This is a genomic window from Arthrobacter terricola (genome assembly GCF_004354015.1).
Taxonomy (GTDB): Bacteria; Actinomycetota; Actinomycetes; order Actinomycetales; family Micrococcaceae; genus Arthrobacter; species Arthrobacter terricola.
This window is the reverse complement of the sequence record NZ_SMRU01000042.1, coordinates 17,705-33,682: the sequence shown is the minus strand read 5'-3', so window position 1 is coordinate 33,682 and position 15,978 is coordinate 17,705. Positions and strand designations below refer to the sequence as shown.

16 protein-coding genes are annotated in these 15,978 nt (G+C 64.1%); 5 read left to right on the top strand and 11 right to left on the bottom strand.

Annotated elements, in window-relative coordinates; translation table 11 throughout:
- Nucleotides 1-291: 291 nt before the first annotated feature.
- The 3 genes from E1809_RS23515 to E1809_RS23505 all read right to left on the bottom strand — a co-directional run bounded on the left by E1809_RS23515 (nt 292) and on the right by E1809_RS23505 (nt 3,358).
- Nucleotides 292-1,119: a hypothetical protein gene (locus E1809_RS23515; protein ID WP_133206663.1), complete on the bottom strand. Its 828-nt coding sequence runs from the start codon at nt 1,117-1,119 to the stop codon at nt 292-294.
- A complete protein-coding gene (locus tag E1809_RS23510; RefSeq protein ID WP_133206669.1) occupies nt 1,116-1,670 on the bottom strand; it encodes an RNA polymerase sigma factor in 555 nt (184 codons plus the stop codon). The genes E1809_RS23515 and E1809_RS23510 overlap by 4 nt, the downstream gene beginning before the upstream one ends.
- Before the next feature lie 398 nt (nt 1,671-2,068).
- Nucleotides 2,069-3,358: an adenylosuccinate synthase gene (locus E1809_RS23505; RefSeq protein ID WP_133206662.1), complete on the bottom strand. Its 1,290-nt coding sequence runs from the start codon at nt 3,356-3,358 to the stop codon at nt 2,069-2,071.
- 418 nt (nt 3,359-3,776) lie between these two features.
- Here E1809_RS23505 and E1809_RS23500 point away from each other — a divergent pair, with 418 nt between their 5' ends.
- The gene (locus E1809_RS23500; RefSeq protein WP_133206661.1) at nt 3,777-5,453 is read left to right on the top strand and encodes a phospholipase C; all 1,677 of its coding nucleotides are present in this window, start codon (nt 3,777-3,779) and stop codon (nt 5,451-5,453) included.
- Between the two features lie 262 nt (nt 5,454-5,715).
- Nucleotides 5,716-6,345: a uracil-DNA glycosylase family protein gene (locus E1809_RS23495; protein WP_133206660.1), complete on the top strand. Its 630-nt coding sequence runs from the start codon at nt 5,716-5,718 to the stop codon at nt 6,343-6,345.
- Between the two features lie 154 nt (nt 6,346-6,499).
- On the opposite strand, the gene E1809_RS23490 is transcribed toward E1809_RS23495, so the two are convergent.
- The 3 genes from E1809_RS23490 to E1809_RS23480 all read right to left on the bottom strand — a co-directional run bounded on the left by E1809_RS23490 (nt 6,500) and on the right by E1809_RS23480 (nt 8,818).
- Entirely contained in the window at nt 6,500-6,919 is a 420-nt protein-coding gene (locus tag E1809_RS23490; RefSeq protein ID WP_133206659.1) for a DUF3151 domain-containing protein, read from the bottom strand.
- The gene (fbaA, locus tag E1809_RS23485; protein ID WP_268908734.1) at nt 6,919-7,950 is read right to left on the bottom strand and encodes a class II fructose-bisphosphate aldolase; all 1,032 of its coding nucleotides are present in this window, start codon (nt 7,948-7,950) and stop codon (nt 6,919-6,921) included. Before fbaA ends, E1809_RS23490 begins: the two co-directional genes overlap by 1 nt.
- 202 nt (nt 7,951-8,152) lie before the next feature.
- The gene (locus tag E1809_RS23480; RefSeq protein ID WP_133206668.1) at nt 8,153-8,818 is read right to left on the bottom strand and encodes a TrmH family RNA methyltransferase; all 666 of its coding nucleotides are present in this window, start codon (nt 8,816-8,818) and stop codon (nt 8,153-8,155) included.
- A gap of 168 nt (nt 8,819-8,986) precedes the next feature.
- Between E1809_RS23480 and E1809_RS23475 the strand changes: the two genes are divergently transcribed.
- A complete protein-coding gene (locus tag E1809_RS23475) occupies nt 8,987-9,817 on the top strand; it encodes an HAD-IIA family hydrolase (RefSeq protein WP_133206657.1) in 831 nt (276 codons plus the stop codon).
- A gap of 9 nt (nt 9,818-9,826) precedes the next feature.
- Nucleotides 9,827-10,504, top strand: a complete 678-nt coding sequence (locus E1809_RS23470; protein ID WP_133206656.1) for a tyrosine-protein phosphatase — start codon at nt 9,827-9,829, stop codon at nt 10,502-10,504.
- Here the strand turns inward: E1809_RS23470 and E1809_RS23465 are convergent.
- Complete coding sequence (locus E1809_RS23465; protein ID WP_133206667.1) at nt 10,501-11,547, bottom strand: alpha/beta fold hydrolase; 1,047 nt, start codon at nt 11,545-11,547, stop codon at nt 10,501-10,503. The two genes, E1809_RS23470 and E1809_RS23465, sit on opposite strands and share 4 nt — an antisense overlap.
- A 112-nt stretch (nt 11,548-11,659) precedes the next feature.
- The gene (gene pyrE, locus E1809_RS23460; RefSeq protein ID WP_133206655.1) at nt 11,660-12,232 is read right to left on the bottom strand and encodes an orotate phosphoribosyltransferase; all 573 of its coding nucleotides are present in this window, start codon (nt 12,230-12,232) and stop codon (nt 11,660-11,662) included.
- Between pyrE and E1809_RS23455 the strand changes: the two genes are divergently transcribed.
- The gene (locus E1809_RS23455; RefSeq protein ID WP_268908733.1) at nt 12,231-12,932 is read left to right on the top strand and encodes an NADPH-dependent F420 reductase; all 702 of its coding nucleotides are present in this window, start codon (nt 12,231-12,233) and stop codon (nt 12,930-12,932) included. The two genes, pyrE and E1809_RS23455, sit on opposite strands and share 2 nt — an antisense overlap.
- Nucleotides 12,933-13,046: 114 nt before the next feature.
- Here E1809_RS23455 and E1809_RS23450 read toward each other — a convergent pair whose 3' ends face one another.
- Genes E1809_RS23450 through E1809_RS23440 form a run of 3 tightly spaced genes read right to left on the bottom strand, consistent with a single transcriptional unit; the run spans nt 13,047 to nt 15,978 of the window.
- Complete coding sequence (locus tag E1809_RS23450; RefSeq protein WP_133206666.1) at nt 13,047-13,949, bottom strand: sugar phosphate isomerase/epimerase family protein; 903 nt, start codon at nt 13,947-13,949, stop codon at nt 13,047-13,049.
- Between the two features lie 5 nt (nt 13,950-13,954).
- Nucleotides 13,955-15,136 (bottom strand): Gfo/Idh/MocA family protein, encoded by a 1,182-nt coding sequence (locus E1809_RS23445; protein ID WP_133206653.1) that lies wholly within the window; start codon nt 15,134-15,136, stop codon nt 13,955-13,957.
- Entirely contained in the window at nt 15,133-15,978 is an 846-nt protein-coding gene (locus E1809_RS23440) for a sugar phosphate isomerase/epimerase family protein (RefSeq protein WP_133206652.1), read from the bottom strand. The genes E1809_RS23445 and E1809_RS23440 overlap by 4 nt, the downstream gene beginning before the upstream one ends.

Here is a 15,978-nt window from a genome sequence, read left to right as displayed (position 1 = left end):
GAACGGCCGGCCGGGACATGACCGAAGTGCGATGGCAGCACCCGGAGCTAACTCGGGAACGCACTATGAGCAGACAGCCCAAGCCGTCGACGCTCGATCTTAGACACCGATAAGGCTCCAGCCGAACAAGTCGTCATGCGGTAACCAACCCGCGAATGTCAGCCTGACACTGCAGTCGGAAGAAACGACTCGCCAGCACCACACCACAACCGGCCGGTACGCGATGGGCGGCTCCCGGAACAACACCCAGGAGCCGCTCATCCATGCACTCTTGACAACCAGAACTACATATCAGTGCGCCAGTCCGAGGATCCAGCGCAGCGTGCTTCCCTGCGAATCAGCTGCCCCGTTGTTCTGGCTCCCTTGGGTGCCCTGGAGCACCTGCGGGATTCCGGCCTTGAGATCCTTGCCAAGCACCTTCGGCAAGGTGTCAGTGACCCCCTTGAGCGCTCCTTGGGAATCGGAATTCAGGTCGGTGCCAGCCATTTTCGGCGGGTCGGGGAGCTGCTTTGAGTCCTGCTGCGCGTCGCCGGCGGCGTCCGTGCCGCCCTGGGACTGGTTCCCCGCGTCCTCGATTTTGGGCGATGGCGCCTTTTCCGGAACGGCCGGGGCTGAAGGCGCGGGAGCCACGGCGGGCACGGTCGGGAGCGGGGTCGCCGGTAGGGTGGCGACCTTGGCGGCGTCGTTGACCGGGGCGGAAGGAACCGACGACGGCGGCGCGGAAGTCCAGGCGGGTTCCCAGCCGGAGATAAGGGATTGCATGAACTCCGGAGCTCCCTTGCTGAAGCCGCCGCTCGCTGCCGCCACTCCCCCGACGCCGAGGCCCATGGCTGCCAGGACAGCGGCACCGATGACCACCGGGCGGTGCTTACGTGAGCGCCGCCGCTTGGCGAGTTCGTCGTCGGGAAGTGCCTCCGCCAAGCCGGGCGCGCCGACGGTGCCGGCCCCGTTGATCAGGGCGGCAAGCGCACCGGCAGGAGCGGGCGCAGGCACGGCGGCAAAAGATCCAAGCCCCGTCAGGGCCCCGGCGACCTCGGGCACGTCGGTGAGACCGGCGTCGAGCATCAGTTCGAGGACGATCGCATCGCGGTCGACGTCATTCATTTCCCAGCGCGTCATGGGGCCACGTATTCCTTTACTACCGAGTGCTCGCGAAGCGCATTCAATGCCCGGCGTTGCAACTGCTTGATCGCGCCCTGGCTTTTCCCCATGATGTCGGCGACTTGCTCCACGGTCAGGCCGGCAACGATTCGGAGCGACAGCACTTCTCGCTGGTCCTCCCCCAGGAGATCCAGCAGGGCCAGGACTTCGCCGGGTGCCACGCGGTCCATCGCTTCGGCTTCGGCGGAATTCGACTGGCGCGTGTCACGCTCGGCTTCAAATTCGTGGTGCTCCGGCGTCCTGCTCTGCCGGCGGTGGTCGTCCACCATCCGGGCGTGGGCAACCGAAAATACGAACGTCCGCAGTCCGCTGACGCCGCCAGTGACGGTTTCGACGCGGGGCAGGACGGCGAGGAAGACGTCTTGGGTCACGGCTTCCGGATCCGAGACGCCCTTGGTTTTCAAGTAACCGAGGACTTGTCCGGCCAGGGCTTGGTAGATAGCGCTGAACAGGCCGGATTGGTAGCCCTTCAAGGCAAGCAAGGTTGCATCGGTCAAGACGTCGGTCACGGGAACGTGGCTTTCGGTGGGGAACACATATCCGGGATCATGCAAGATCCGTGTTGCCTCCGAAAGGCCGTACGACCGGGCAACGCCCTTTAGCCTAGCCGTTGCACCGACGAAGCCCAAGGACAGGCCATTCCTTCCGGAGCATCGCTCGTCCCGGACTTTGTACATCCACGGAACCCTTCAGACGTGAGAAGCCGAGCTGAAACATGATGGGGGACAAATTTCAGCTCGGCTTTCAAAGAGGTAATCGCCGGTGCACGCGAAAGGGTTACGCGATTTTCAAAAAACTTTTTGAGCCCCTCCCACCCAATCGAGTTTGTGTACACCTCGCACCCGTTAAGAAGCGTCTTAAGGGGTGCGAGGTGTACACAAACTCCCGGAGGAGGAGGGGTTCGGGGCTAGTCCTCGATGAGGTCGTGCACCACGATGGTCTGGTCACGGTCCGGGCCGACGCCGATCGCGGAGAAGCGGGTGCCGGACAACTTCTCGAGTGCCAGCACATAGTTGCGGGCGTTCTCCGGGAGGTCTTCCAAGGTCTTGGCGCCCGTGATGTCCTCGGTCCAGCCGTCGAAGTACTCGAAGATCGGTACCGCGTGGTGGAACTCGGTCTGTGTCATGGGCATTTCGTCGTGGCGGACGCCGTCGACGTCGTAAGCGACGCACACGGGGATCTGCTCAATGCCGGTGAGCACATCCAGCTTGGTCACGAAGTAGTCCGTGAATCCGTTGACGCGCGACGCATGGCGCGCCAGCACGGCGTCGTACCAACCGCAGCGGCGCGGACGGCCGGTATTCACGCCGAACTCGCCGCCGGTCTTCTGCAGGTACACGCCCATCTCGTCAAAGAGTTCCGTGGGGAACGGGCCGGCGCCAACACGGGTGGTGTAGGCCTTGATGATGCCGATGGACCGCGAAATACGGGTGGGGCCGATGCCCGAACCGACCGACGCGCCGCCCGCCGTGGGGTTGGAAGACGTCACGAACGGGTAGGTACCGTGGTCGACGTCGAGGAACGTGGCCTGGCCGCCTTCCATGAGGACCACCTTGCCCTCGTCCAGGGCGTTGTTGAGGACCAGTGTGCTGTCGATGACGAGCGGCCGCAGGCGCTCCGCGAAGGACAGGAAGTACTCCACGATCTCGTCCACCACAACATTGCGGCGGTTATAGACCTTCACCAGGAGCTCGTTCTTCTGGCGCAGCGAACCTTCAACCTTCTGGCGGAGGATCGATTCGTCGAAGACGTCCTGGACGCGGATGCCCAAACGGGCCACCTTGTCCATGTAGGCCGGGCCGATGCCGCGTCCCGTCGTGCCGATCGCACGGCTGCCGAGGAAACGCTCAGTAACTTTGTCCAGGACCTGGTGGTACGGCGCCACAAGGTGCGCATTCGCCGAGACACGCAAACGGGACGTGTCCGCGCCGCGGGCTTCCAGGCCGTCGATCTCCTGGAACAGTGCTTCGAGGTTAACCACGCAGCCGTTGCCGATGATCGGAATTGCGTTGGGGCTCAGGATACCGGCGGGAAGGAGCTTGAGCTCGTACTTCTCACCGCCAACGACGACGGTGTGCCCGGCGTTGTTGCCGCCGTTCGGCTTGACCACGTAGTCGACGCGGCCACCAAGCAGGTCGGTTGCTTTGCCTTTGCCTTCATCGCCCCACTGGGCTCCGACGATCACGATAGCTGGCATGGGATCCTCCCCCATTCTTTCGGGCCGGTCCTGACGGGATCGCCAGGACTCAACGCCACATGAGAACGCCCCGAAGCCATCGGCCCGGACCGGAGACTTTCGCAAAAGTTCACCGGCGGGATCAGCAAGAGTTCCGGGGCTCTTACCAGCCAAGTTTAGCCGATAGGGCCCGAAGTCCAGTTGTCACACCGGCAGCGCGCGGTTGAACACGCAAATCAAGGAACCGGACAAGACAGGCCATCGCCATCCGCAGACCGTGATCGGAACGTGAACTCTTTCCAAACAGTGCGTCGCGGACGCCCAAATCGGCCTTGGGGCCCAAAACACGGGACTACATTCTTTGTGGATCTTTACCCCAACCAACACCAAAGCCGCCATGCAGTGGCCCGGCATTGCCCGTGTTTCTGAAGGGAATTTCATGAGAAAGCACACCAAACGCCTGCTCTCGACGGCCGGCGTCGGAAGCCTTGCCGTATCCACGATCGCCGCGGGGATGATCGGTTTCGGCATGACCCCGGCTTCGGCCAACGACGACCACGGCGGGACCACGACCCCCATCAAGCACGTCGTGGTGATTTTCGGCGAAAACGTCTCCTTCGACCACTACTTCGCGACGTACCCGCAGGCCGCCAATACCGCCGGTGAGACGCAGCAAGGCACCGGCATTGCGGCCCCGATTTTCACGGCGGCCAAGAACACGCCGAAGAACATCGCCACCCTGGCACACGACAACCTGCTCGCGCCGAACAATCCCAACTCCGTCCAGCCCGGGCGCCTCAGCCCGTCCCAGGCCATCACGTGCGACCAGGACCACGAATACACCGCTGAGCAAAAGGCCTACAACGGCGGCCTGATGGACAAGTTCGTGCAAAACACCAGCATGGACGCCTGCACCGGCGGCCAGTTCGGCCGCCCCGGGCTCACCATGGACTACTACGACGGCAACACTGTCACCGGAATCTGGAACTACGCCCAGAACTTCGCCATGAGCGACTCCCACTTCAGCACCACCTTCGGCCCGTCCAGCCCCGGTGCGCTCAACCTGGTGTCCGGCCAGACCCACGGCGTCACGGAGTTCACCGCCACCGGACAGCCCGTCAAGCCGGCGGCTAGCGACTACACCGTCAAGTTCCCGGATGCCAACGGCGTGGGCACGATGACCGAGGACCCGGATCCGGTCTACGACGATTGCTCCAACAAGAGCCACGCGAGCAAGAACAACCTGGCCGGCATGCAGGGCAAGAACATCGGCGACCTGCTCAACGACAAGGGAGTCAGCTGGGGCTGGTTCCAAGGCGGCTTTGCCCCCACGACGGCGGCCACGACCACCACTCCGGCGGCTTGCCAGGCCACCCACACCAACATCGCGGGCGCCACAGTAACGGACTACAGCCCGCACCACGAGCCGTTCCAGTACTACCAGTCGACGGCCAACCCGCACCACCTCGCCCCGGCCAGCATGGCCGAGATCGGGCACGACGGCCAGGCCAACCACCAGTACGACACCACGGACTTCGCGAAGGTGGTCAACTCGGACACCATGCCGGCCGTCTCCTTCCTCAAGGCCGGAAGCTACCAAGACGGCCACGCAGGCTACTCCGACCCGCTGGACGAGCAGAAGTTCATCACGCAGCAGGTAAACGCCATCCAGAACTCGAAGAACTGGAATAGCACCGCCGTCATCCTCGCCTACGATGACTCCGATGGTTGGTACGACCACGTCGCAGCCGGCGTGAAGAACTCCTCGAACACCAGTGACGACGCCGCGTGGTGCCTCAACGCGTACAACCAGGGCGTTCCCATGGCAGGGGGCTACGCGGACCGCTGCGGTCCCGGCCCGCGCCAACCGCTCGTGGTGATCTCGCCCTTCGCGAAGAAGAACTACGTGGACCACACGCAAACCACGCAGTCGTCGATCCTCCGCTTCATCGAAGACAACTGGCACACGGGCCAGCTCAGGGACGGGTCCGCGGATGCGACGGCCGGGTCCATCAAGGCGATGTTCAACTTCGAGAACCAGCGGGACATCAAGCTCATCCTGAATGAGTCGAACGGCACCGTGGTTTCCCGCGGCAAGGGAGACGACGAGCAGTAACAAAACCGCAGCGGCACCGCCCCAGACCAACGGGGCGGTGCCGCTCGCATTTAACCGCCTGGCGACCGCCTGTCCCCCAGGTCACGGCGGAAGCCAGCTTCCGCCGTCGGGAGCCCTGCCACATATGACCCGATTCACCAGCACGCCATCGCCCGTTCCGGTACAGTTAACCAGCCCCCAACAGCACCCCATCGAATCGGTCGCGCGCGTTCGCTCCCGGCAGGTGACGTGCGCCCGCGATATGTAGGAGACCCAAGCGCAGATGCAAGACCTGGCGACTGAATCACCCGAACAGAAACTCTGGAACCGACGGTTCGAACCCCATATCGCCGAGGTCACCGCACTTTGCGACTCCCTCAAGGAAATGAAGCCGGGCAGCGAGGTCCTGTACGTGGATCCCGCCCACAACATCGATGAATGCCGCATCATCAGCCTGTTTTCCAATAGCCGCACCACTTCCGGCTCCGGCTTCATCGCCCCTGGCGACGCAGAAGCCAGCACCCGCATGCTCGGCATGCAGTGGCAACTCGGCCTCCGGCCGGAACTGATCATCCCGTGGAACGTTTACCCGTGGATCGAGCCGAACGGCGAACCGGGCAAGCTGACCCCGGCCAACATCACCGAAGGCCTCAAGCCGCTCCTGCGCCTGCTCGCGATCGCCCCGCGCACTTCGGCGCTGGTGGCCCACGGCAACGAGGCGCACCGGCTCGCAGACCAGCTTATGAAGGCCGCGCCGCAGAGCATCCACCGCCGCGGCTTCAAGACCTTCAAGGTGCGGTCCCTCGGCGGACGCTCCTTCGCCGGCTCACCCGCGCGCCAGCAGGAGTACCTGGACGCGATCCACGCGGCTTACGCTGAGGCCATGGCGCGCACAGGTGTCGCCAAAGCCTGACCCCGCCACTCGAGTTTGTGTACAGTTAACACCCCTTAAAAGCCGTTTTAACGGGCGGGATCTGTACACAAACTCCGGGGATTAACGCACGACGGCGGCTGCCCACCTTGGTGAGCAGCCGCCGTCGTGCGTAGCTTTTCTTTGCCCGGGAGACTCAGCCCTCGATCGCTGCTTTCGCCGCGGGGTCGGAGTCGTTCAGGAACTTCTCGATCCGCTCCGGCTCGTCGGACTCGCCGATCGCCGCCGACGCCCGGCCAAGCGCGTAAAGCGCCCGCAGGAAGCCCCGGTTGGGTTCGTGTTCCCACGGGATGGGCCCGACGCCGCGCCAACCGTTGCGTCGCAGGGCGTCCAGGCCGCGGTGGTAACCCACGCGGGAATATGCGTACGAATCGATGGTCCGGCCGTCAGCCCAGGCCTCCTCGGCAAGGATCGCCCAGAGCAGCGAGGACGTGGGGTGCTTGGCCACGAGGTCCACGGCTTCCTGCCCCAAGGCGAGGTGCTGGTAGACCTCGGTCTCGGCAGGCAGGAGGGTGGGCTCCGGACCGATCAGGCTTTTACGGAACTCGTCGGACATTAGAACGTCTTGCCGACCGAACCGAGCTGCTTGGCGGCCTCGACGATGCGCGCGGCCATGCCGGCTTCGGCCGAAGCGCCCCAGACGCGGGGGTCGTAGGTCTTCTTGTTGCCCATTTCGCCGTCGATCTTCAGCACGCCGTCGTAGTTCGAGAACATGTGGCCGGCAACCGGACGCGTGAAGGCGTACTGGGTGTCGGTGTCGATGTTCATCTTGATGACACCGTAGGAAACGGCGTCGGCGATTTCCTGCTCGCTGGAGCCGGAGCCGCCGTGGAAGACGAGGTCGAACGGGGAGTCCTTGCCGATCTTGGCGCCGACTTCGGCCTGGATCTGCTTGAGCAGTTCCGGACGCAGCTTGACGTTGCCCGGCTTGTAGACGCCGTGGACGTTGCCGAAGGTCAGGGCGGTGAGGTAGCGGCCGTTCTCGCCGGCACCGAGGGCTTCGATGGTGGCGAGGGCGTCTTCGGTGGTGGTGTAGAGCTTCTCGTTGATCTCGTTCTCGACGCCGTCTTCCTCGCCGCCGACCGTGCCGATTTCAACCTCGAGGATGATCTTCGCGGCAGCTGCGCGCTGGAGGAGTTCGCGGCCGATGCGCAGGTTGTCGGTCAGGGTCTCGTGCGAGCCGTCCCACATGTGCGAGTTGAAGATGGGGTCCTTGCCGGCCTTGACGGCTTCCTCGGACGCAGCCAGGAGCGGGAGGACGAAGCTGTCCAGCTTGTCCTGCGGGCAGTGGTCCGTGTGCAGGGCGATGTTCACGTTGTAGTTCTTGGCGACTTCGCGGGCGAATGCAGCGAAGCCGAGGGAACCGGCAACCATGTCCTTCACGGAAGCGCCCGACCAGTAGGCCGCACCACCGGTGGAAACCTGGATGATGCCGTCCGACTCTGCCTCCGCAAAACCGCGGATCGCGGCGTTCAGGGTCTGCGACGAGGTGACGTTGACTGCCGGGAACGCGTATCCGCCGGCCTTCGCGCGGTCGATCATCTCGGCGTAAATCTCTGGGGTTGCGATGGGCATGCTGACTCCTATGCTGATTTTCGTCTGGGGGCTTTCCGACCCAGGAGTAGACCAATACGGCTAAGTACCATCCTAGCCACTGAGGAATCCGGCACCGTGCTTTCGCTCACAAAGGCTAGTAACACTTGCGTTCCCTCGCGAAATCAAGGGTTTTGGGGCCGCTCGAAAGGCTGGGATTGCCCGGTCGAAAGGCTAGGACAGCCCCGGCAGCACCCTAGGAAACCGCTTGCCCGAAGTTGTGGCGCCGGATCCAGGCGTGCATCGCGATGGCCGCGGCCGACGCCGCATTCATGGATCGTGTGGAGCCGTACTGCTCGATCGACAAGGTGGCGACGGCGGCGTCGTGCACCTCGGGGGTCAGGCCGGGTCCTTCCTGGCCGAACACGAGCACGCAATTGCGCGGAAGGTCGTAGGTTTCCAACGGGACCGAATCCGGGAAGATGTCGATCCCGATAATGGCGAGTCCCTCGCCCTGCGCCCACGCGACGAAATCTTCCACGGTGGGATGGTGGCGGACGTGCTGGTAGCGGTCGGTGACCATGGCGCCGCGACGGTTCCACCGCCGTCGTCCAATAATGTGCACTTCCTTGGCGAGGAAGGCGTTGGCGGTCCGCACCACGGTGCCGATATTGAGGTCGTGTTGCCAGTTTTCAATCGCGATGTGGAAATCGTGCCGGTGCGCGTCGAGGTCCGCGACAATCGCCTCATGCTTCCAGTAGCGGTACTTGTCCACCACGTTGCGCCGGTCGCCGTCGCGGAGCAGGTCCGGGTCCCAATGCGTGCCTTCCGGCCACTCGCCTTCCCAGGGCCCGACGCCTACCTCCGCTTTCGCTTCCGGCTCACCGTCGGCAGACAGGACACTGGGAGGAACGGTGGGCAAGTCGGTGGGGGCGGGATTCCGGGGCCGGTCAGTCACCCCTCAACACTAGCCGGGACCCGCCGCCCGCGACGCCGGAACCTCCTCGCCGTAACGCACGCCACTCAAGTGTTTCAGGATCCGAAAGATGAAAGACTTGGGAGCAGTAGCAGACAACCGTGGAGGAAAAGCATGGCGAAGGCAACCGAGGTCCCGAACCGCGAACCCGTTTACCGCAACGGGCGCGAAATCGAATGCTGGCTCACGGACATGGACGGCGTCCTGGTCCACGAGAACCAAGCGGTTCCCGGAGCGGCCGAATTGCTCCAGCGCTGGGTGGACACTTCCAAGAGGTTCCTCGTCCTCACCAACAACTCCATCTTCACTCCCCGCGACCTCGCGGCCCGGCTTCGCTCGTCCGGCCTGGAGGTCCCCGAGGAAAACATCTGGACCTCGGCCCTCGCCACAGCGCAGTTCCTCAAGGACCAAGTGGAGAGTTCCGGTTCCGGCAACCGGGCCTACACCATCGGCGAGGCAGGACTCACGACGGCGCTCCACGAGGCCGGCTTCATCCTCACCGACCAGAACCCGGACTTCGTGGTGCTCGGCGAGACCCGCACGTACTCTTTCGAAGCGATCACCACTGCCATCCGGCTCATCCTTGCCGGTGCCCGTTTCATCGCCACCAACCCGGATGCCACGGGTCCGTCCAAGGATGGCCCGCTGCCCGCAACCGGTGCCATCGCGGCGCTGATCACCAAGGCCACCGACCGTGAACCGTACGTCGTGGGCAAACCGAACCCCATGATGTTCCGCTCTGCGATGAACCGGATTGACGCCCACTCGGAGACCACGGCCATGATCGGCGACCGCATGGACACCGACGTCGTGGCGGGCATGGAAGCCGGACTGCACACCGTCCTGGTGCTCACTGGCATCACGCAGCGCGAGGAAATCGCGTCCTTCCCGTTCAGGCCCAACCAGGTACTGAACTCTGTGGCGGACCTCAAGAACCAGATATAGGACTAGCCCATGGCTGTGCAGAACCTGCGTCCGCTCATAGGCGGCCGGATCCTCAGGGGCAGCCAGCCGTTCGGCATGGACGCAGCCGCGACTTCCGAGTTCCTTGATCACCACGGCATCCAGGCCGTCGTGGACCTGCGGAGCGGGTACGAACGCGCCATTTCGCCGTGGCACTTGGAAAACCACGAGGTGGACCTGGTCGAGAACCCGCTCGATCCGCGCCTCGCTTCAGCCGGACTGGATGCCATCCACACGGCCGAAGACCTCGCCGAGCTGTATTTGGGCTGGGTCCGGGCACGGCCGGGCTGGGTGGCCGATTCGCTCAGGCCCGTAACCCAAGGCAAGCGGACGCTCATCCATTGTTCGCTCGGCAAGGACCGGACCGGCGTCGTCTCCGCCGTCGCGCTGCTCGCAATCGGCACGGCCCACCGGGACATTGTGGCGGACTACGCGGCCAGCACTGAAGCGCTTCCGGCGATGTTGCAGACCATGGCAGCGGCGTGGCGGCTCGCCATTCCGGAGGTTCCCGAAGATGCCTTCAGCCCTTCGCTCATGCTGCTGCAATCTCCCGGGGCCGCCATGGAGTACTTCCTTGAGGGATTCACGCGGGAGTTCGGGAGTGCAACGGGCTTCTTGCGCGATGCCGGCCTGAGCGCGGCCGAGCTGGATTCGTTGCGGGGCGTTTAGTAGAAAACCACCCTTGAGCCCGCGCGCGGCAGAGGGAAGAGTTCGTTCTCCAGCTCCTCGATGATCGGGTTGTAGACGAACGGGTTCCATTGCGGGCTCGCGTGGGTTGGCCTGGCACCGTCCGTGCGGTATCCCGTGGATGCGATATTGAGGGGGAACGTCCGGGCCCAACCCGCCCTCGCCGTCTCGTAGTTCACGGTGTCGTCTCGCGGATTGCCGATGAACGCAATCTTCGTGTCGCCAAGCATGTCCGTGAACCGGGTGCCGTCAAAGTGGTAAATGTAGTCAGATTCGCTCTGGATCAGGACGCTCGAAGGCGCGATCGGCGATATCTGTTCAAGGGTCTGGTCCCAGACCTGTCCCCAGGTGCGTTCGTGCTTGTTCACCACACGCTCGCCAAGTTCGTATCCGCCACGGAGGACGGTGGGGACCTGGAACCCGCTCTCGTACAGGAACACCACGCCGTCGAACCAGCTTTGGTCGAGGATGTCGTACTTACTGAACGGCGAGGAATCCAGGAGGATCATCTTGACCCCTATGCCGTTTCGCTCGCGCAGGCGGGAGGCTACTTCGGTGGCTAACATTCCGCCGAAACTGTGGCCGTAGAAGTAGAGTTCGTTCAGTTTGCGCTCGTTGATGTGGGCGAGCACGGCGTCCACCACGTCCGAGACTTCCAGGCCCAGGTTGGAGTATCCGACGGCGGCAAGCTGGCCGCGTTGCCGCAGGGAACCGCGGATGGAATTAAGGATCCACACCGCTTCTTCCCAGCCGGTTTTAAATCCCGGGAAGAGGATCCAGCTCGCGTTCGGATAGGTGGAATCGGCGTAATCGTCGCCTACCGTGAGGATCTTGGTGATGCGGCGCTCTTCCTGGACTTGCCGGGTGAAGAGCATGTCCGCCGCTAGTGCCGAGGAAAAGCCGGCCCCGATCAGGAAGGAGCGCCGGGAAAAGCTCTTGAGGTCGGCGGCGTGCCTGAGGATCTGGGCGGGCGAGCCCGGGTCCTGAGAGCGCTGACGCTTGTGCGTGAATTTTCCTTCCTGAATGTTCACCAAGCCAGCTTAGGCGTTTCGAGTTACAGGCACCTGAGAGTTTGTGTACACCTCGCACCCTTTAAAACCCGCTTTAAGGGGTGTTAGGTGTACACAAACTCGGGAGTTAGTTGAGGCCGAGTTCGTCCTTGCCGAAGGCGAAGAGGTAGGGCACTCCGGTTTCGGCTTCGATCTTTTCCTTGGCACCGGTGTTCCGGTCCACGATGACCGCCACGGCAACCACGTTTCCACCCGCCTTGCGGACACCCTCGACGGCGGTGAGGGCCGAGCCGCCGGTGGTGGACGTGTCCTCGAGGACTACGACGTTGCGGCCTTCCACGGAGGGGCCTTCGACCTGGCGGCCCATGCCGTACGACTTCTGGGCTTTGCGCACCACGAACGCGTCAACCGCACGGCCGGCGTCGGACGCTGCGTGCATCACGGCGGTCCCGACGGGGTCGGCACCCATGGTCAGCCCGCCCGCGCACTCGACGGCGATTCCGGCGTCGTCGATCATGGACAACATGACCTGGCCCACCAGCTTGGAGGCCTCGTGGTGGAGGGTGATGCGCCGCAAGTCAATGTAGTAGTCCGCCTCGGCTCCGCTGGAAAGAATCACCTTGCCGCGGACCACGGCCAGTTCTTTGATCAGTTCAAGAAGGCGGGCACGGGCGGGGGCGGCGTCAACAGCGGAAGTCATGGTCTCCATTCTACGTAACCGGCGAAATATCCATGCCGCAGACGGCGTTCTCGCAGACATGACAACTATCGGAATCATTGGTGCAGGACACATTGGCAGCCAGATCGCCCGCAAAGCAGTTGAACTGGGCTATGACGTGGTGATCGGCAACTCCCGTGGGCCGGAAACGCTTTCGGACCTCGTGAACGAGCTTGGGCCACATGCCCGTGCAGCGACCGCGGCCGAGGCAGCCGCCGCTGGCGATTTCGCCGTCGTCACCGTGCCCTTCCGGGCGTACCGGAACCTGCCGGTGGAACCGCTGGCGGGGAAGGTAGTGATCGACACCAACAACTATTACTGGGAGCGCGACGGGCACTTCCCGGAGTTGGACAAGGGCGAAGCCACCACGTCCGGCCTCGTGCAAAAGCACTTGGAAGGCGCGAAGGTGGCCAAGGGCTTCAACCACATCAACTTCGCCGATATCACGACGAGCGGGACCCCGGCAGGTACGGCGGATCGTCGCGCCTTGGCCACGGCCAGCGACTTCCCGGAGGCCGTGGAGTTGGTCACCCGGCTCTATGACGAGTTTGGCTTCGACGCCGTCAATATCGGCCCCCTTGACGAGAGCTGGCGCGTGGAGCGGGACCGGCCCGCATATGGCGTCCGGCAGAACGCCGCAGAGCTCAAGGAGAACCTCGGGCGCGCACCACGCACCATCTAAAAGCACCCTTTAAGTCGAAGATGCAGCCAACCGCCTTGTGGGCGGGTGGCTGCATCTTTCGGAAGTGCCCGACGGCGGCGGTCGCCGACGCGGGAACGCGAAGTCGCGCCGGTCTTAGGCAGGCGCCGTGACGGCGAAGCCGGCGAGCGCGGCGGCGTTGCGCAAGTAGGCGAGGTTGGACGCGGTCCGTTCCTCCAACGGGACCTCGGTGGAAAAGTCCTCGGCCGTCACCCAGGAGTCGTAGCCGACGTCGGCGAGCGCCCGGAAGTATGCGAGGACGCTTCCCTGGCCTTCCGTCAGCGGCGCCCATTCGTTGGCCCACACGGCCGCGCCGGATTCGTCCCTCGACTCCGTGCGCACCCAGCGGGTGTTTTTCACGTGGACATGTGCCAAGTACGGGCCAAGCAGTTGAAGAGCAGGCAGCGGCGACTCCCAGCCTTCGATCAACAGGTTGCCGAGGTCGTGGATGACGCCGACGTGCTGCGGGTCGAGTCCTTCGAGCAATCGGCGGGCTGACGAAGCCGAGGCGGTTACTGTTCCGTGGTGGAGTTCCACGAGGGCCTTCACGCCGTGGTGTGCCGCGCGGGCGGCGACCCATTCGTAGTGCTCACGCGTTGCTTGGAAGAGCTCGGGGTAGGACAAGCCGCTAGGTTCGCCTCCACCCATGGTGGAGTTCCCCAGCGGCAGCACGTTCACACGCACTTGTTTGGCACCCAAGGCGGCGGTCGCGGCGAGGACGCGTTCGACGTCGTCGTGGTTGTCACAGCGCGCGTAACCGCCAAGGCCCGAAAACTCGAGCCCCGACTCGGCCGTGATCCTGGCGATTTCCGGGATCGATTCCTCCAATCCGGTCATGGGCCACGTGGCGCGGTTTCCCGCCCAGAAGCCGGGTTCCGCCGTTTCGGCTTGGTCAGTGACGCGCCATTCGATGCCGTCCCATCCTTGGCCGGCGAGCTTCGTGGCCGCCTCTTCGGGAGACCAGTCGGGGGTGGAGGCAGTAAAGACCGAGAACTTCATGGATTTCACACGCTTTCTTTTGCCGGGTTGCCTGCGGTGACGGGGCTTCCTGTCCTGACTTCGAGATGGTTGTATTTTCCGGCGATGACGTCGTCGAACAGCACGGGTTGGCGCAAGGTGGCCGAGGCGTACACGGCGCGGACCGTGGCGAGGGCGTTGACTGCGTCAATGACCGTGACTCTGGCCGGCCGCCCTTCGGCGATCGCGGCGAGGATGTCCCGGTATTGGCGGACATGGCCGGCCGGGTAGACGGTGGGGTCCTTGGCTTCGTAGTTCTCCGCAGGGTACTTCGCCAGTTCCTCTTCGGCCTGGTTGCCGCCGCCTTGCAGTCCCATGGCGGATTCTTCGCTGCTGGCGTCGGCGGCGTGGAAGTACTGGAGGAGGTCGTTGTCGATGACAGCCGAGCCCTTCGAACCCATGAGCTGGAGGCGGACGGTCAGGCCGGGGTAGGCCGCGGTGGTGGCGTGGAGCACGGCGAGTCCGCCGTTTTCGAACGTCACCGTGGCCACGGCCGTGTCCTCGACTTCGATCCGCTCGTGCGCCAGGAGTGCGGTGTGGGCCGTGATTTCGACGGGACGACCCATGAACCACAAGAGCAGGTCCACGGTGTGGACGCCTTGGTTCATTAGGGCGCCCCCGCCGTCCATTGCCCAGGTTCCGCGCCAGTCCCCGGAGTCGTAGTAGCCCTGGCTGCGCCACCACGCCACGGACGCGATGGCGGAACTGACCCTGCCGAAACGGCCATTCGCCACGGCGTCCGCGACCGCCACGCTCGACTGGTCGAAACGGTGCTGGCTGATGACGGAAGCAACCACGCCGTTCTTCGCCGCCTCGTTCGCGGCTGCCTCGATTTCCTGGGCGCGGCTCAAGTCCACGTCGAGCGGCTTTTCGATGATGACGTGCTTGCCCGCCGAAAGGACCTCGAGGGCGTGCTGGATGTGCAGCCCGCTCGGTGTTGCGAGCGCGACGAGGTCGATTTCCTGGGCGGCGAACGCTTCGGGGATGGTTGCGTAGATGGCTGGGCGGGGCCGCCCGGTTTCGGCGATGAACGCCGCGAGCTTTTCAGCGGCTTCCGGCACGGCATCGACGAGGGCGACGATGCTTGCCTCCGGGAATTCCTGCAGCGCTGCCGCGTGGGTGCGGCCGATGACTCCGCAACCGGTGATGGCTACTCGAATGTTGCTCATACTGTCCGTACTCCTGCTTCGTCGAGGACTTTGGCGAATGCGCGCGCGGCGATGCCGAACGCGGTCGGGCCGGAAAAGCCGCCCAGGCCATGGACACCGGCCAGGTGCGGTTCCAAACTGGCGAATCCTGTGTATCCGTCGGCCTTGAGGGCTTCCACGGTCCGGAGGACGTCGCCGTCCCCTTCGCCGGCCGGCATGACGTGGCCGTTGGAGAACAGCGCGTCCTTGACCTGAAGGTATTCGAGGTGCGGGCGGAGCATTTCATAGCCTTCTTCGAAGGGCTTGACGCCCACCTGGACGAAGTTGGCGGCGTCCCAAGCGACCTTCAGCGCCGGAGAGCCAACGGATTCGATGATGTCCAGGACGCGTTCGGGAATGTCGCCGAAGATGTCCTTCTCGTTTTCGTGCAGGAGGACGACGCCGGACTCCTCGGCGACCGCGGTAAGGGCACGCATGCGCTCTATGACGTCGTCGCGGATGCTCTCCACGGCGACGTCCGCCCCGTAATAGAAGGAGAAGATCCGGATGTAGCGGGATCCGAGGACTTTCGCGGCGTTGACGGCCCGGCGGAGCCGGCCCACCTCATGGTCCACCGGGAGGGACACGTCCACTTTCCCGATCGGCGAGGCAATCGCGGACACCTTCATGTCGGCGGCGTCCAGCAGACCCTTGAACTCGCTGAGCTGCGCCTCGTCCAGGTCCACGATGTTGACGCCCCATGCACTGCGGACTTCGATGTGCCGGGCGCCCAGCGCCTGCATCACGGCAATCTGGATCCGCGGGTCGTCGTCGATCTCGTCGCCGAAGCCCGAAAGCTCCCATTCAACGGCTGGGGTACTCAT

Coding starts and splice junctions, on each gene's coding strand:
- E1809_RS23515 (WP_133206663.1), bottom strand. CDS start 1,119: ATGACGCGCTGGGAAATGAATGACGTCGACCGCGATGCGATCGTCCTC.
- E1809_RS23505 (WP_133206662.1), bottom strand. CDS start 3,358: ATGCCAGCTATCGTGATCGTCGGAGCCCAGTGGGGCGATGAAGGCAAA.
- E1809_RS23500 (WP_133206661.1), top strand. CDS start 3,777: ATGAGAAAGCACACCAAACGCCTGCTCTCGACGGCCGGCGTCGGAAGC.
- E1809_RS23495 (WP_133206660.1), top strand. CDS start 5,716: ATGCAAGACCTGGCGACTGAATCACCCGAACAGAAACTCTGGAACCGA.
- E1809_RS23490 (WP_133206659.1), bottom strand. CDS start 6,919: ATGTCCGACGAGTTCCGTAAAAGCCTGATCGGTCCGGAGCCCACCCTC.
- E1809_RS23475 (WP_133206657.1), top strand. CDS start 8,987: ATGGCGAAGGCAACCGAGGTCCCGAACCGCGAACCCGTTTACCGCAAC.
- E1809_RS23470 (WP_133206656.1), top strand. CDS start 9,827: ATGGCTGTGCAGAACCTGCGTCCGCTCATAGGCGGCCGGATCCTCAGG.
- E1809_RS23455 (WP_268908733.1), top strand. CDS start 12,231: ATGGTCTCCATTCTACGTAACCGGCGAAATATCCATGCCGCAGACGGC.
- pyrE (WP_133206655.1), bottom strand. CDS start 12,232: ATGACTTCCGCTGTTGACGCCGCCCCCGCCCGTGCCCGCCTTCTTGAA.
- E1809_RS23450 (WP_133206666.1), bottom strand. CDS start 13,949: ATGAAGTTCTCGGTCTTTACTGCCTCCACCCCCGACTGGTCTCCCGAA.
- E1809_RS23445 (WP_133206653.1), bottom strand. CDS start 15,136: ATGAGCAACATTCGAGTAGCCATCACCGGTTGCGGAGTCATCGGCCGC.
- E1809_RS23440 (WP_133206652.1), bottom strand. CDS start 15,978: ATGAGTACCCCAGCCGTTGAATGGGAGCTTTCGGGCTTCGGCGACGAG.